Below are 14,284 nucleotides of genomic sequence, written 5' to 3'. Positions count from 1 at the left end.
GGGCCTAACCGCTTTGCGTGAGGAGATACCGTGATGTCGCAGTTCAACCCCGGGGCGCAAGCCCAGAACCGTGCGCCGCAATCCATCGGCTTCCTGCTGCTCGACAACTTCACCCTGATTTCCCTGGCTTCGGCCGTCGAACCCTTGCGCATGGCCAACCAGCTATCGGGCCGTGAGCTGTACCGCTGGTGCACCCTGACCCTGGATGGCGGTCAGGTCTGGGCCAGCGACGGCCTGCAGATCACCCCCGACTCCTCGGTCGCCAACGCCCCGGCGCTGGATACCGTCATCGTCTGCGGCGGCGTCGGCATCCAGCGCAGCGTGACCCGCGAACACGTGAGCTGGCTGCAGTCCCAGGCCCGCCAAGGTCGCCGACTGGGCGCCGTCTGCACCGGCAGTTGGGCGTTGGCCTGCGCCGGCCTGCTCGACGGTTTCGATTGCAGCGTGCACTGGGAGTGTCTGGCTGCGATGCAGGAAGCCTTCCCGCGCGTGACCATGAGCACCCGCCTGTTCACCCTCGACCGCAACCGCTACACCAGCTCCGGCGGCACCGCGCCGCTGGACATGATGCTGCACCTGATCTCCCGCGAGCACGGCCGCGAGCTGTCCGCCGCGATCTCCGAGATGTTCGTCTACGAGCGCATCCGCAACGAGCAGGACCACCAGCGCGTGCCGCTCAAGCACATGCTCGGCACCAACCAGCCGAAGCTGCAGGAAATCGTCGCGCTGATGGAGGCCAACCTCGAGGAGCCCATCGACCTCGACGAACTGGCGGTCTACGTCAACGTCTCGCGCCGGCAACTGGAGCGGCTGTTCCAGAAGTACCTGCACTGCTCGCCGTCGCGCTACTACCTCAAGCTGCGCCTGATCCGTGCCCGTCAGTTGCTCAAGCAGACCCCGATGTCGATCATCGAAGTGGCTTCGGTGTGCGGTTTCGTCTCCACGCCGCACTTCTCCAAGTGCTACCGCGAATACTTCGGCATCCCGCCGCGCGACGAACGCATGACGCCGAGCAACAGCCAGCCGGTGGCGCTGCTGCCGATTCCGCAGGCGCTCATGCCCGGCGCCATGTCGGCGCTCAGCCAGGCGCGTGGGGAGTCCACGTTCGCGAGCGTCCGGCTGTAAGAACCTGTTTACGATCTCGCGAGCTAGAGCCATGCAAGGCCTGGGCGGCCCCACAAAAACAGACCGGGCCGCGTAGGCGAGGACGCGCTGGGGTCGCATTCGACTTTACGAGCTGTAAATGAGCAGTCCGAGTCGGTTTTTAACGCAGCAGGGCCGACGCGCAGCAGATCGTAAATAGGTTCTAAGGGAATGCCCGTGCCCCGGTTCATACCGGGGCCGGCAAATCAGCCATGGGTCTGCCGGTACTGGGCCAGTGCCGGCAGCAACTGGCGCGAAATGGCTTCGCGCACGGCCGGCAGCATTTCCGCACCGCTGGCCAGCATCTGCTCCACCAGCCCCCGCAATGCCTGGGCGCGCGGCGCACTGAGCCCCATCAGGGCGCGTTCGCAGGCCTGCTCGGCGGTGGCCCCCGGTGGAATCTCGATACCCAGCGCCTGCAGGCGTTCGCGCAAATCGTCCTGATCGATCAAATCCGCATACATCATCGCCAAGTCCTCGTAAGAGTCGCTGTGGTTCGATTCTGGTGAGCTCACCGGAACGCGGCAAGGGGCCATGTGGCGAGATGTCAGGAACGCACATGAACAGGTCGTTTTCGGCTAATCCACTTGGCCGGCGACCCCGCACAATCCTTTCCAGCTCGCCCCTCCAGGTGGTTGGTCGCCACCGGGGCATGCAGCCACGCGGTCCCGAGCACAGGACCCTCTTGTACCCCCGCTTTCGTGTCGGCTTTTGCGGGGGTTTTTTTTGCCTGCGATTTGCCGCTCCGATAACCGCGACCTGTCACAAGAAACGCCGCCGAAACGCCGAGTCCCCGGCAAAGTCGATCAAAAGATGCGTTACTTCGCCTTTCCCGCTTCGAGGATCGGCATGCCGGCTTCGGTGGGGATGTAGATGCGTTCGCCCTTGCCGTCCTGCAGGCCCTTGATCCAGACATAGCGCAGGTATTGTTCGTTGTTCTTCAGGGATTCGCCGATGATGCGGTTGGCCTCGGCGGCGGCCTTGGCGCGTTCGATATCGGCTTGGCCTTCAGCTTTGGCGCGCACGACCTGCGCGCGGCCTTCGGCTTCGGCCAAGGTGACCTTGGCCTTCGCCTGCATCAGTGAGGCCTGCTCCCTGGCCTTGGCTTCTTCGATGAGAATCTGCTTGCTCCACTCGGCTTCCTTGAGCGCGGCGATGCCGTCGAGTTCGAGCTTGTAGACCCGGTACTTGGGCCAGGCCCAGAGCGCCAGGATCACCAGCAGGATGGCGACGAGGGCGAGCATGGCGAGAAATCCGAAAGCGGCGGCTTGCTGGTTGCGGTACATCCGATGTCCTCTGAGCAGGGAATGAGTGCTGGCGCGGAACGCTAGCGATCCGCCATCTCCCTGTCCAGTGTCGGGACACCCTATCTCTCCCGTTCCAACACCCTGATCCGCGACAGCAGTTCGTCCCGATCGACGTAGCAACCCTGGAAGTGGCGGGCGCCGCTGCTCGGGTCGAAAGCGTGGCGGGCGTGGAGGGTGCGGCGGTTGTCGAAGCACCACATCTGCCCGGCTTCCAGGCGCCGTTCCACGCGGAAGCGCGGTTCGCGGGTAAGAGCGATGAAGTGGCGATAGGCGCGGTACAGCGCGGGCATTTGCCGGGCCGGTGCGTTGAAGGGACCGCGCAGGAAATTGGCGATGCGGATTTCCGTGACCGCACCATGGGCATCGAGGGCGATGATCGGTGCCAGGCAGCGGTAGTCGCTGTGGCGGTCTTTGTTGCGAAACTCCACCGGCAGCTCGCAGAGGGTACGGAAGTCCTCCGGCGCTTCGCGGCGCAGGGCTTCGGCGATGGCGAAGCCGTCGACGAACAGGCTGTCTCCGCCCACCGCATCGTTGACCAGGCAATGCAGGAATTGCAGGCCCGGTTGCAGTTCGCGGGTCGGCAAGTCGGTGTGCAGCGGCAGGTTGAAGGCGGTGTAGGCGTTGCTGTCGGCGTCGGCCCGGGATTGCACGTTGAACAGCACGCCGAAGTTGCTCTCGCGGATGAACGCGATGCGCCGGGCGATGTGTTGCAGGGTGCCGGGTTCGGTGGGCATGCCCTGGACCTGGGTCAGGCCGGTGTCGCGCAGGGCCCGCAGCCAGTCGAGCAGTGTACGGTCGTCCTTCATCACGGCGGCGTAGTCGAACACCGGCAGGTGCTCGTTCAGGCCCGTGGCCCAGAGCCGGCTGCGCGGACGCTCGCGCAAGCGTTCCTCGCGGGACAGGTCGTCATAGGCGTGGGCGCGCAGCCAGCCGGGGTGGTAGCGGCTGACGTGGCCGTCCGGCCAGTCCACCCGTAGCGCGCCATCCGCCTCGATCCGGGCCTGCCGGGGCTGGAGATCGGCCGGTACATCGACTATTTCCAGTACCTGTTCGCGAGTCACCGTGTAGACGCATTGGGCGCACGGGCAGTTGTCGCGCAGCCAGAGGTAATGGAAGGGGCTGATGCGGGTATCGCTCCATTCCACTTCCAGATGGTCGGCGCGCGGGCGCAGTGCGTTGAGCCCGGCGCTGACCGGGTAGCGGCGATAGTCGGCGATGTCCGGGGATTCCAGCGGGCCTTGTGCGAGGTTCATGGGACTCTCCTTGGGGCGGTTCAACGGAGGAAGAGGCGCAGAGCGGTGAGCAGCTCGGCGAACAGGTCATCGACTTCGAAAGCCTGGCCACGGGCGCGCAGGCAGCCGTGGACCAGCCCGTGGCCGGAGTGGAAGCGCACGGGCACGCCGGCGTCGCGCAGGCGGTCGCGGTAGAGCAGGCCGTCGTCGCGCAGCGGGTCGAACTCCGCCACGCCGATGAAGGCGGGTGGCAGGCCGGCGAAGTTCGTGGCAGCCAGCGGCATGGCGTAGGGATCGCGCCGTTGCTGCGGATCGGGCAGGTAGTGCGCGAGGCACTGGAGCAGGTCGTCACGGCTGAGCAGCGGGGCGTCGGCGCATTGGTGGCGCGAGGGTAGGTCGTCGGCGCCGAGGGCCGGGTAGATCAGCGCCTGGGCGTAGGGCAGGGCTTCGCCGCCGTCGCGCAGGGCCAGACAGAGGGCGGCGGCCAAGTTGCCGCCGGCGCTGTCACCGGCCACGGCGATGCGCGCCGGGTCCAGGCCGAGGGCGGATGCCTCGGTGCGCAGTGCGTGCCAGACCGCCCGGCAGTCATCGAAGGCGGCCGGGAACGGATGCTCCGGGGCCAACCGATAATCCACGGCGATCACCATGGCCTGTAACGCCAACGCCAGCTCGGCGGTGAGGAAGTCATGGGAATCCAGCCCGCCGAGCATCCAGCCGCCGCCATGCAGGTAGAGCACGCCGGGGCGGTTCGCGACGGCGTTGGCCGGGCGGTAGACCCGTACCGGGACATCGGCGAGACGTCGCTCATCGATCTCCAGCCCGTCCGGTCGGGGCGGGGTGAAGGTGGCGCACAGCGCGGCATAGGCCTCGCGCAGGGCGGCGAGGCTGTCGTCGCGGGGGGCGAAGCCCTGGCTGCGCTCGACGAAGGCAGCCATGGCCGGGGAGAGCGGGTAGCGGCTGCCCATGCTCACCCCGGCAGGCCGATCACCCGGCCGACGTAGGCGGGCCGGGGCAGGGCGCGGTGGGTTTCGGCCAGGGCTTCGATGCGCGCCAGTACCGGCGCGGCGAAGGGCGCCGAGCGCGGCCCGGCGAGTTCGACGTGCAGCAGCATCTGTTCGCTGGCGGCGAGCGCCTCGTCCTGCCCCGCGCGGTGCAGGCTGTGGTAGAGCTGCAGGCGCTTGCGGTCGTGGGCGAGGAGTTGGGTGCGCACCTCCACGGCCTCGCCCTGCTTCACCTCATGCAGATAGTTGAGGTGGCATTCCAGGGTGAACAGGGAATGGCCGCTGGCCTTGCGCCCGCTGCTGTCCAGGCCGATGTGGTCCATGAAGGCATCGGTGGCATAGCTGAACAGCAGCAGGTAGAAGGCGTCGCGCAGGTGGCCGTTGTAGTCGACCCATTCGGCGAGGATCGGCGTCTGGTAGGTGGTGAGCGGGGCGTTGCTGGGCATGGCGGGTCCTTTTCGTTCGGGGACGGTTCTCGCGAGTAGAGCGCAGTGTCGCGCTCACTCGGCGAAGGTAAAGCCGTGCCGGGCCTTGGTCTCCCTGATCGCGCCGAGCACGGCCAGCAGGCAGTCGTCGCGGTAGCGTTCCAGCTCGGCGATGCTGCGCTCGCCCTGCTGCTCGGCGGTGCCTTCCACCACGCGGTCGATGAGCTGCTCGGTGAGCGCTGGCGCCGGCAGGTAGGTCCAGGGCAGTTGCAGCGCCGGGCCGAACTGGGCCATGAAGTGGCGCATCCCGGCATTGCCGCCGGCCAGGGTGTAGGTGAGGAAGGTGCCCATGAACGACCAGCGCAGGCCGGCGCCGAAGCGGATCGCGTCGTCGATCTCGCCGGTGCTGGCCACCCCGTCGTTGACCAGGTGCAGCGCCTCGCGCCAGAGCGCTTCGAGCAGGCGGTCGGCGATGAAGCCGGGGACTTCCTTGCGCACGTGCAAGGGACGCATGCCGAGGGCGGTATAGACCTGGATCGCCGCCTGCACGGCTTCGGGGGCGGTGCGCTGGCCGCCGACCACTTCCACCAGCGGCAGCAGGTAGACCGGGTTGAACGGGTGGCCCACCAGACAGCGCTCCGGGTGCACCGCGTCGGCGTAGAACTCGCTGGGCAGGAGGCCCGAGGTGCTGGAGCCGATCAACACGTCCGGCCGTGCGGCGGCGCTGATGCGGGCGTGCAGGTCGAGCTTGAGGTCGAGGCGTTCCGGCGCGCTTTCCTGGATGAAATCGGCGTCGCGCACGCACTCCTCGATGGTCTCGACGAAGCGCAGGCGCTGCTGTGCCGCGCCGGGGGCCAGGCCCTGCTTCTCCAGCGCCGGCCAGGCATTGACGATGCGCGCCCGCAGCGCGGCTTCGGCGCCGGGGGCCGGGTCCCAGGCGATCACGTCGAGACCGTGGGCCAGGGCGCGGGCGATCCAGCCGGCGCCGATCACGCCGGTGCCGAGGGCGGCGAATGTCTTGATGTCGGTAACGAAGGTGGGCATGGGGGCTTCCTGGGGGCTTAGGTGGTTGTTTTCAGTTCGGTGAGGGAAGCGTGAGGAGTGAGGCGTGAGGAGGAAAAGCGACTCCACACCGAGGTTGAGTGAATGCACCCCTCACCCCTCACCCCTCACGCGCGGCGCGACAGATTCATCTTCCGTCGCCCCTCGGCCGGGGTGAGCGGACGGGCGCCCATGCGGGTGATGATCTCGATGACCCGCTCGACCAGTTGGCCGTTGCTCGCCGGCACGCCCTTGTCCAGCCACAGGTTGTCTTCCAGGCCGACCCGCACGTTGCCGCCGAGCAGCACCGCCTGAGCGGCCATGGGCATCTGCATGCGGCCGATGCCGAAGCCGGCCCAGGTGGCGCCGGGCGGCAGATTGTCGACCATCGCCTTCATGGTGGTGGTGTCCGCCGGCGCACCCCAGGGGATGCCCAGGCAGAGCTGGAACAGCGGGTCCTCCAGCAGGCCTTCCTTGAGCAATTGCTTGGCGAACCACAGGTGGCCGGTGTCGAACACTTCCAGTTCGGCCTTCACCCCCAGCTCGGTGATGCGCCTGGCGCCGGCACGCAATTGCGCCGGGGTGGAGACGTAGATGAAGTCGCCGTCGCCGAAATTCAGGGTGCCGCAATCCAGGGTGCAGATTTCCGGCAGCAGTTCCTCGACGTGCTTGAGGCGCTCCAGCGGGCCGACCAGGTCGGTGCCCGGGCCGAACTCCAGTGGCCGTTCGCCCTGGCCGATCTGCAGGTCGCCGCCCATGCCGGCGGTAAGGTTGACGATGATGTCCACGTCCGCCTCGCGGATGCGCTCCATCACTTCGCGGTACAGCGCGGTGTCGCGGCTCGGCTTGCCGGTCTCGGGGTCGCGGACGTGGCAGTGCACCACGGTGGCCCCCGCCTTGGCCGCCTCTACGGCCGCCGCGGCGATCTGCCGGGGCGTCACCGGGATAGCCGGATGCTTGTCCACGGTGTCGCCGGCTCCGGTCAGGGCACAGGTAACGATGACGTCATGGTTCATGGTCGCTTTCCTTCGGGTGTTCGGTGCCGTCCCGGCGCAGGCCGGGAGGCGGTTTCAGGGTTCGATTGGGACGAGCTGTCGGGCTCAGAGCCTATTTACGATTTCGCGAGCTAGAGCCATACAAGGCGAAAACAGGAGAGGACGCGGAGTTTACGAGCTGTAAATGAGCAGTCCGAGCCTGTTTTCAACGCAGTAGGGCCGACGCGCAGCAGATCGTAAACAGGCTCTCAGGGCGCCAGGCTGGCTTGCAGGGTCTGCGCGGCGTTGCGGCCGTCCAGGGTTTCCACGCCGGCGAGCCAGCGCTGCAGGTCCTCGGGGTGGTTGCGCAGCCACTGGCGGGCGACATCCTTCGGCTCCTGGCGCTGCATGATCGGCACCATCAACTGGCTTTCCTGGTCGGCGGTGAAGGTCAGGTTGGCCAGCAGGCGGCTGACGTTGGGGCAGCGCTCGGCATAGTCGGGGGCGGTGACCGACCAGACGGTGGCGGCGCCTTCGTTGGGGCCGTACACGTCCTCGCTGCCGGTCAGGTAGGCGATCTTCATGTTGATGTTCATCGGGTGCGGCTTCCAGCCGACGAACACGACCCACTCGTTGCGCTTGATGGCGCGCTGCACGGCGGCGAGCATGCCGGCCTCGCCGGACTCGACCAGTTGGAAGCCGCCGAGGCCGAAGCGGTTGCTTTCGATCATGGTCTTGATCGCGGTGTTGGCGCCGGTGCCGGGCTCGATGCCGTAGATCTTGCCGCCGAGCTTGTCCTTGAACTTGGCGATGTCGGCGAAGGTCTTCAGGCCGCCTTCGGCGACGTACGCTGGCACCGCCAGCGTGGCCTGGGCGTCGGCCAGGCTCGGCTCGGGCAATACCTTCACCTGGCCCTGCTCGACGAACGGCTTGATGTTGGCGTCCATCGCCGGCTTCCAGTAGCCGAGGAAAATGTCCAGGCGGTTGTCGCGGATGCCGGCGAAGATGATCTGCTGCGCGGCGCTGGTCTGCTTGACCTCGTAGCCCATCTCTTCCAGCAGCACCTGGGCCATGGCGCTGGTGGCGATCACGTCGGTCCAGTTGACCACGCCCATGCGGACTTTCTTGCAGGCGGCCGGCTCGGCGGCGAACAGCGTGCCGCTGGCGAGCAGCAGGCAACAGGCGAGCGGACGGATGAATCGTTTCATGGTGGCTCCCTCGAATGGCTGATTGTTGTTCTGTTGGTGAGGCCGGCTGGTGTCCACGTTACGCAGCGCGACGTGGTGCGAAACGCACTCGGGCGACCAGCTGTTGCACGGTGGCGACCTGTTCGGTTGCCAAAGTGCCAGCGAGTCGGGTAAGCAGGCTTAACGCCGACCTCATGAGCGTCGCCATGGCCCAAGATTTCTGGTTCCTGTTGTTGCCCGGTTTCTCGGTGATGGGCTTCGTCTCGGCGGTGGAGCCGCTGCGGGTGGCCAACCGCTTTCGCGGCGAGCTGTACCGCTGGCATGTGATGAGTCTGGACGGTGGCCCGGTCCTCGCCAGCAACGGCATGTCGCTGAATGCCGACGGCGCGCTGGAGCCCTTGGCTCGGGGCGATACGCTGTTGGTGGTGGCCGGCTTCGAGCCGCTGAAATGCTACGGGCCGGCTCTGGAACGCTGGCTGCGCAAGCTCGACCGCGACGGCGTGCGCCTGGGCGGGATCGATACCGGCGCCTTCGTGCTGGCCGAGGCCAGTCTGCTCGACGGCCATCGCCTGACTCTGCATTGGGAGGCGCTGGACGCTTTTAAGGAGTCCTACCCGCAATTGGAGGCAACCCAGGAGCTGTTCGAAATCGACGGCTCGCGCATTACCTCGGCCGGCGGCACCGCCTCCATCGACCTGATGCTCGACCTGATCGCCCAGACCCACGGCAGCGAGCTGGCGGTGCAGGTGTCCGAACAGTTCGTGCTCGGCCGTATCCGCCCGCGCCAGGACCACCAGCGGCTGCAGATCGCCAGCCGCTACGGGGTGAGCAACAAGAAACTGGTGCAGGTGATCGGCGAGATGGAGCGCCACACCGAGCCGCCGCTGACCACCCTGGAGCTGGCCGAGCGAATCCAGGTGACCCGTCGCCAACTGGAGCGGTTGTTCCGTGTGCATCTGAAGGACACACCGTCCAACTTCTACCTCGGCCTGCGCCTGGACAAGGCCCGCCACCTGCTGCGGCAGACCGACATGAGCGTGCTGGAAGTGAGCCTGGCCTGCGGCTTCGAATCCTCTTCCTATTTCTCCCGCAGCTACCGCGTGCGCTTCGACTGCAGCCCGAGTCAGGACCGGGCGGTACTGCCGAAGCGTGGCGGGTGAGGTCCAGGTTAAGGGACCCCTCTGCTTTTGTAGGAGCCAGCTCTGCTGGCGAAGCTCAGGTACAGGACATGTGCGATTCGTAGGGGCGAATTCATTCGCCAAATTCAGCCCCGTCGGGCGAATAAATTCGCCCCTACAAGGCCGGGTGCCCCCATCTGCTTGTGTAGGAGCCAGCTCTGCTGGCGAAGCTCCGATGCAGGACATGTGCGATTCGTAGGGGCGAATTCATTCGCCAAATTCAGCCTCGCCGGGCGAATGAATTCGCCCCTACGGTGCATTCACGAGCATGCCTCCGTGGGAGCGAATTCAGTCGCGATACCGAGCTGGCAACGCCTCAGAAGCTCAGCGTGACCAACTCGCACTTCGAGGTCTTGCCTCCGTCATAGTCGTACACGACGCGCAGGTTGTCCCCCTTCGAATTCAGGATCGGCAGCAGGATCTGCCAGCGGTTCGGATGGCCTTCCGGTTCCTCCGCTACTTTCTTGTGGATTTCCAGCTCCAGGTCGCCGGGGGTGTTGATGCCGTTCGCCGGGCCGCGGGAGCGGGCCTGGCTGTAGAAGTGGAAGCCCTTGTCCACCCACTGCGGCGGCAGCATGTTGTTCCAGGCGGTGTTGGTGACGTTTTTCCACAACTGGTCGGTCTTGCCACGCAGGGCGAATTCATAAGGGCAGGGACCGGCTACCGCCTGGCCGGCGAACAGGGCGAGGGCGGCGCCCAGTGCGGCGAAGAGCCGGAAAATGGAGGTATTCGGTTGGGAATGTCGGAAAACGTGCATGAGAATCTCCTTTTCGTGCTTGGATGGCGAGCCGGCTGGCCCGTCTGTTCAGGGGAACGTCCTGGCGGTGCGTTTGTGACCTCTTTGCGGCGAACGGTCGGTCGCGGATGTCGCAGCTTTGACGCTTTCGGCAATTCCCCGGTCGTTTTTGCACCGGGGCGACCCGCCCCCCGGGGATAAGCTGCCCCCAAAGCCACGGCAACCGAGCCGGGGCACGACATTAGAGGGGACAGCCTGATGAGCCCAGCCGAACTGCACGCCGACAGCATCGTCATCGACGGTCTGATCATCGCCAAATGGAACCGCGAACTCTTCGAGGACATGCGCAAGGGCGGCCTGACCGCGGCCAACTGCACCGTGTCCGTCTGGGAGGGCTTCCAGGCGACGGTTAACAATATAGTCGCGAGCAACAAGCTGATCCGCGAGAACAGCGATCTGGTGATCCCGGTCCGCACCACCGCTGACATCCGCAAGGCCAAGGAGCAGGGCAAGACCGGCATCCTCTATGGCTTCCAGAACGCCCATGCGTTTGAGGATCAGATCGGCTACGTGGAGGTGTTCAAGCAGTTGGGCGTGGGCATCGTGCAGATGTGCTACAACACCCAGAACCTGGTCGGCACTGGTTGCTACGAGCGTGACGGCGGCCTCTCCGGCTTCGGTCGCGAGATCGTCGCCGAGATGAACCGCGTCGGCATCATGTGCGACCTGTCCCACGTCGGCTCCAAGACCAGCGAAGAAGTCATCCTCGAGTCGAAGAAGCCGGTCTGCTACTCCCACTGCCTGCCGTCGGGCCTGAAAGAGCACCCGCGCAACAAGTCCGACGAAGAGCTGAAGTTCATCGCCGACCACGGCGGCTTCGTCGGTGTGACCATGTTCGCGCCGTTCCTGGCCAAGGGCATCGACTCGACCATCGACGACTACGCCGAGGCCATCGAGTACGTGATGAACATCGTCGGCGAGGATGCCATCGGCATCGGTACCGACTTCACCCAGGGGCACGGCAAGGACTTCTTCGAGTGGCTGACCCACGACAAGGGCTACGCCCGCCGCCTGACCAACTTCGGCAAGATCGTCAACCCGCTGGGCATCCGCACCGTGGGCGAATTCCCCAACCTCACCGAGACCCTGCTCAAGCGCGGCATGCCCGAGCGCGTGGTGCGCAAGGTGATGGGTGAGAACTGGGTACGGGTTCTCGCCGACGTCTGGGGCGAATAAGGGCTCAGGGCCCTCTCGCTCCATTCCCTCGCCCCTCTGGGGAGAGGGCCAGGGAGAGGGGGCGGAGCATCGCCGAACACTGAACCACCGCCCCCTTACTCCAACCCTCTTCCCAAGGGAGTGAGGGGGCAGAAGCAGCCCGCAGCCGGGCTAAATACCGAATCCGGAGTTGAACGATATGTCCACCCACGCCCCCGAAATGCCCATCCTGGTCGACGACGAAACCGGCGTCTGGACCACCGACGCGCTGCCGATGCTCTATGTGCCGCGCCACTTCTTCGTCAACAACCACATCGGTATCGAAGAAGAGCTGGGCGCCGAGCGCTACGCCGAGATTCTCTACAAGGCCGGCTACAAGTCCGCCTGGCACTGGTGCGAGAAGGAAGCCGAGTGCCATGGCCTGGTTGGCGTCGAGGTCTACGAGCACTACATGAAGCGCCTGTCGCAGCGCGGCTGGGGCCTGTTCAAGATCGAAGAGATCGACGTCGACGCCGGCACCGCCCGGGTCCGTCTCGACCACTCGGCCTTCGTTTATGTCTACGGCAAGTGCGGCCGCAAGGTGGACTACATGTTCACCGGTTGGTTCGCCGGCGCCATGGACCAGATCCTCGCTGCCAAGGGCAGCCCGATCCGTACCGTTGCCGAACAGGTCTACGGTGCCTCGGAAGAAGGCCGCGATCACGGCCTGTTCGTCGTCAAGCCGCTGTAACCGGAGTTACCGACCATGGCCTTCGAAGCAATGTTCCAGCCGATCCAGATCGGCAAACTGACCATCCGCAACCGCGTGCTCTCCACCGCGCACGCCGAGGTTTATGCCACCGACGGCGGCATGACCACCGAGCGCTACGTGAAGTACTACGAGGAGAAGGCCAAGGGCGGCATCGGCTTGGCCATCTGCGGCGGCTCTTCCGTCGTGGCCATCGACAGCCCGCAGGGCTGGTGGAAGTCGGTGAACCTGTCCACCGACCGGATCATCCCGCACTTCCAGAACCTGGCCGACGCCATGCACAAGCACGGCGCCAAGATCATGATCCAGATTACCCACATGGGCCGCCGTTCCCGTTGGGATGGCGAGCACTGGCCGACCCTGATGTCGCCGTCCGGCATCCGCGAGCCTGTGCACCGCGCCACCTGCAAGACCATCGAGCCGGAAGAGATCTGGCGGGTGATCGGCAACTACGCCCAGGCCGCGCGCCGGGCAAAGGAAGGCGGCCTGGATGGCGTCGAGCTGTCCGCCGTGCACCAGCACATGATCGACCAGTTCTGGAGCCCGCGCGTCAACAAGCGCGACGACGAATGGGGCGGCAGCTTCGAGAACCGCATGCGCTTCGGCCTGGAAGTGCTCAAGGCGGTGCGGGCCGAGGTCGGCGACGACTTCTGCGTCGGCATGCGTATCTGCGGTGATGAGTTCCACCCGGACGGTCTGACCCACGAAGACATGAAGCAGATCGCCAAGTACTACAGCGACACCGGCATGCTCGACTTCATCGGCGTGGTCGGTTCCGGTTGCGATACCCACAACACCCTGGCGAACGTCATCCCGAACATGACCTACCCGCCGGAGCCGTTCCTGCACCTGGCAGCGGGCATCAAGGAAGTGGTCAACGTGCCGGTGCTGCACGCGCAGAACATCAAGGACCCGAACCAGGCCACGCGCATCCTCGAAGGCGGCTACGTGGACATGGTCGGCATGACCCGTGCGCACATCGCCGACCCGCACCTGATCGCCAAGATCAAGATGGGCCAGGTCGACCAGATCAAACAGTGTGTCGGTGCCAACTACTGCATCGACCGCCAATACCAGGGCCTCGACGTACTCTGCATCCAGAACGCCGCGACGTCCCGCGAGTACATGGGCGTGCCGCACATCATCGAGAAGTCCACCGGGCCGAAGCGCAAGGTGGTGGTGGTTGGCGGCGGCCCGGCCGGCATGGAGGCGGCACGCGTCTCCGCCGAGCGTGGCCACGACGTGACCCTGTTCGAGAAGAAGGACCAGCTCGGCGGCCAGATCACCACGGCCTCCAAGGCACCGCAGCGCGACCAGATCGCCGGCATCACCCGCTGGTTCCAGCTGGAGCTGGCGCGGCTGAACGTCGACCTGCGCCTGGGCACTGCGGCGGACGTCGAGACCATCCTCGACCTCAAGCCGGACGTCATCGTCCTGGCCAACGGCGGCCATCCGTTCCTCGAGCAGAACGAGCACTGGGGCGCGGCCGAAGGGCTGGTGGTGAGCAGTTGGGACATCCTCGACGGCAAGGTGGCGCCCGGCAAGAACGTGCTGGTCTACGACACCATTTGCGAGTTCAGCGGCATGTCGGTGGCGGACTTCCTCGCCGACAAGGGCGCCCAGGTGGAGATCGTCACCGACGACATCAAGCCCGGCGTGGCCATCGGCGGTACGACCTTCCCGACCTACTACCGCAGCATGTACCCGAAGGAAGTGATCATGACCGGCGACCTGATGCTGGAAAAGGTCTATCGCGAGGGCGACAAGCTGGTGGCGGTGCTGGAGAACGAATACACCGGTGCCAAGGAAGAGCGGGTGGTCGACCAGGTCGTCGTGGAAAACGGCGTGCGCCCGGACGAAACGCTCTACTACGCACTCAAGCAGGGCTCGCGCAACAAGGGGCAGATCGACGTGGAGAAACTCTTCGCGATCCAGCCGCAGCCGTGCCTCTCCGCTCTTGATGGAAAGGCGGGGGGCGACGGCTACCTGCTGTTCCGCATCGGCGACTGCGTGGCCCAGCGCAACACCCATGCGGCGATCTATGACGCGCTGAGACTCTGCAAGGATTTTTGACGGGCACGGACAACCCCCTCTCCC

14 protein-coding genes are annotated in these 14,284 nt (G+C 65.8%); 5 read left to right on the top strand and 9 right to left on the bottom strand.

Annotated features, from left to right (window positions below; genetic code table 11):
* The first annotated feature begins 33 nt into the window (after nucleotides 1–33).
* On the top strand, nucleotides 34–1,125 hold the full coding sequence (gbdR, locus tag PIN01S_RS12975) for a choline metabolism transcriptional regulator GbdR (protein ID WP_084336092.1): 1,092 nt from the start codon (nucleotides 34–36) through the stop codon (nucleotides 1,123–1,125).
* A 224-nt stretch (nucleotides 1,126–1,349) separates the two neighbouring features.
* On the opposite strand, the gene PIN01S_RS12970 is transcribed toward gbdR, so the two are convergent.
* From PIN01S_RS12970 to PIN01S_RS12935, 8 genes are all read right to left on the bottom strand, one after another.
* Entirely contained in the window at nucleotides 1,350–1,610 is a 261-nt protein-coding gene (locus PIN01S_RS12970) for a hypothetical protein (protein ID WP_084336091.1), read from the bottom strand.
* A gap of 351 nt (nucleotides 1,611–1,961) precedes the next feature.
* The gene (locus PIN01S_RS12965; protein ID WP_084336090.1) at nucleotides 1,962–2,429 is read right to left on the bottom strand and encodes an SPFH domain-containing protein; all 468 of its coding nucleotides are present in this window, start codon (nucleotides 2,427–2,429) and stop codon (nucleotides 1,962–1,964) included.
* Nucleotides 2,430–2,509: 80 nt separating this feature from the next.
* Nucleotides 2,510–3,703 carry a gamma-butyrobetaine dioxygenase gene (locus PIN01S_RS12960; RefSeq protein ID WP_084336089.1) on the bottom strand — a complete coding sequence of 398 codons (1,194 nt, stop codon included), beginning with the start codon at nucleotides 3,701–3,703 and terminating at the stop codon, nucleotides 2,510–2,512.
* A gap of 20 nt (nucleotides 3,704–3,723) precedes the next feature.
* Entirely contained in the window at nucleotides 3,724–4,647 is a 924-nt protein-coding gene (locus PIN01S_RS12955; RefSeq protein WP_084336088.1) for an alpha/beta hydrolase, read from the bottom strand.
* 2 nt (nucleotides 4,648–4,649) lie between these two features.
* On the bottom strand, nucleotides 4,650–5,129 hold the full coding sequence (locus PIN01S_RS12950) for a thioesterase family protein (protein WP_084336087.1): 480 nt from the start codon (nucleotides 5,127–5,129) through the stop codon (nucleotides 4,650–4,652).
* Nucleotides 5,130–5,183: 54 nt separating this feature from the next.
* The gene (locus PIN01S_RS12945) at nucleotides 5,184–6,152 is read right to left on the bottom strand and encodes an L-carnitine dehydrogenase (protein WP_084336086.1); all 969 of its coding nucleotides are present in this window, start codon (nucleotides 6,150–6,152) and stop codon (nucleotides 5,184–5,186) included.
* Nucleotides 6,153–6,277: 125 nt separating this feature from the next.
* Nucleotides 6,278–7,165 carry a 3-dehydrocarnitine:acetyl-CoA trimethylamine transferase CdhC gene (gene cdhC / locus PIN01S_RS12940; RefSeq protein ID WP_084336085.1) on the bottom strand — a complete coding sequence of 296 codons (888 nt, stop codon included), beginning with the start codon at nucleotides 7,163–7,165 and terminating at the stop codon, nucleotides 6,278–6,280.
* Nucleotides 7,166–7,392: 227 nt separating this feature from the next.
* Nucleotides 7,393–8,331 (bottom strand): choline ABC transporter substrate-binding protein, encoded by a 939-nt coding sequence (locus PIN01S_RS12935; RefSeq protein WP_084336084.1) that lies wholly within the window; start codon nucleotides 8,329–8,331, stop codon nucleotides 7,393–7,395.
* A 185-nt stretch (nucleotides 8,332–8,516) separates the two neighbouring features.
* Between PIN01S_RS12935 and PIN01S_RS12930 the strand changes: the two genes are divergently transcribed.
* Nucleotides 8,517–9,470 carry a GlxA family transcriptional regulator gene (locus tag PIN01S_RS12930; protein WP_084336083.1) on the top strand — a complete coding sequence of 318 codons (954 nt, stop codon included), beginning with the start codon at nucleotides 8,517–8,519 and terminating at the stop codon, nucleotides 9,468–9,470.
* A 334-nt stretch (nucleotides 9,471–9,804) separates the two neighbouring features.
* Here PIN01S_RS12930 and PIN01S_RS12925 read toward each other — a convergent pair whose 3' ends face one another.
* Nucleotides 9,805–10,245 carry a hypothetical protein gene (locus PIN01S_RS12925; protein WP_084336082.1) on the bottom strand — a complete coding sequence of 147 codons (441 nt, stop codon included), beginning with the start codon at nucleotides 10,243–10,245 and terminating at the stop codon, nucleotides 9,805–9,807.
* 237 nt (nucleotides 10,246–10,482) lie between these two features.
* Here PIN01S_RS12925 and PIN01S_RS12920 point away from each other — a divergent pair, with 237 nt between their 5' ends.
* The 3 genes from PIN01S_RS12920 (at nucleotide 10,483) to dgcA (ending at nucleotide 14,260) form a co-directional block, all read left to right on the top strand.
* On the top strand, nucleotides 10,483–11,460 hold the full coding sequence (locus PIN01S_RS12920; RefSeq protein ID WP_084336081.1) for a dipeptidase: 978 nt from the start codon (nucleotides 10,483–10,485) through the stop codon (nucleotides 11,458–11,460).
* 178 nt (nucleotides 11,461–11,638) lie between these two features.
* Nucleotides 11,639–12,169, top strand: a complete 531-nt coding sequence (locus PIN01S_RS12915; protein ID WP_084336080.1) for a 4-vinyl reductase — start codon at nucleotides 11,639–11,641, stop codon at nucleotides 12,167–12,169.
* A gap of 15 nt (nucleotides 12,170–12,184) precedes the next feature.
* A complete protein-coding gene (dgcA, locus tag PIN01S_RS12910; protein ID WP_084336079.1) occupies nucleotides 12,185–14,260 on the top strand; it encodes a dimethylglycine demethylation protein DgcA in 2,076 nt (691 codons plus the stop codon).
* Nucleotides 14,261–14,284 lie beyond the last annotated feature (24 nt).

The organism is Pseudomonas indica NBRC 103045 (assembly GCF_002091635.1).
Taxonomy (GTDB): domain Bacteria; phylum Pseudomonadota; class Gammaproteobacteria; order Pseudomonadales; family Pseudomonadaceae; genus Pseudomonas_M; species Pseudomonas_M indica.
This window is presented reverse-complemented; position numbering and strand designations above follow the sequence as displayed.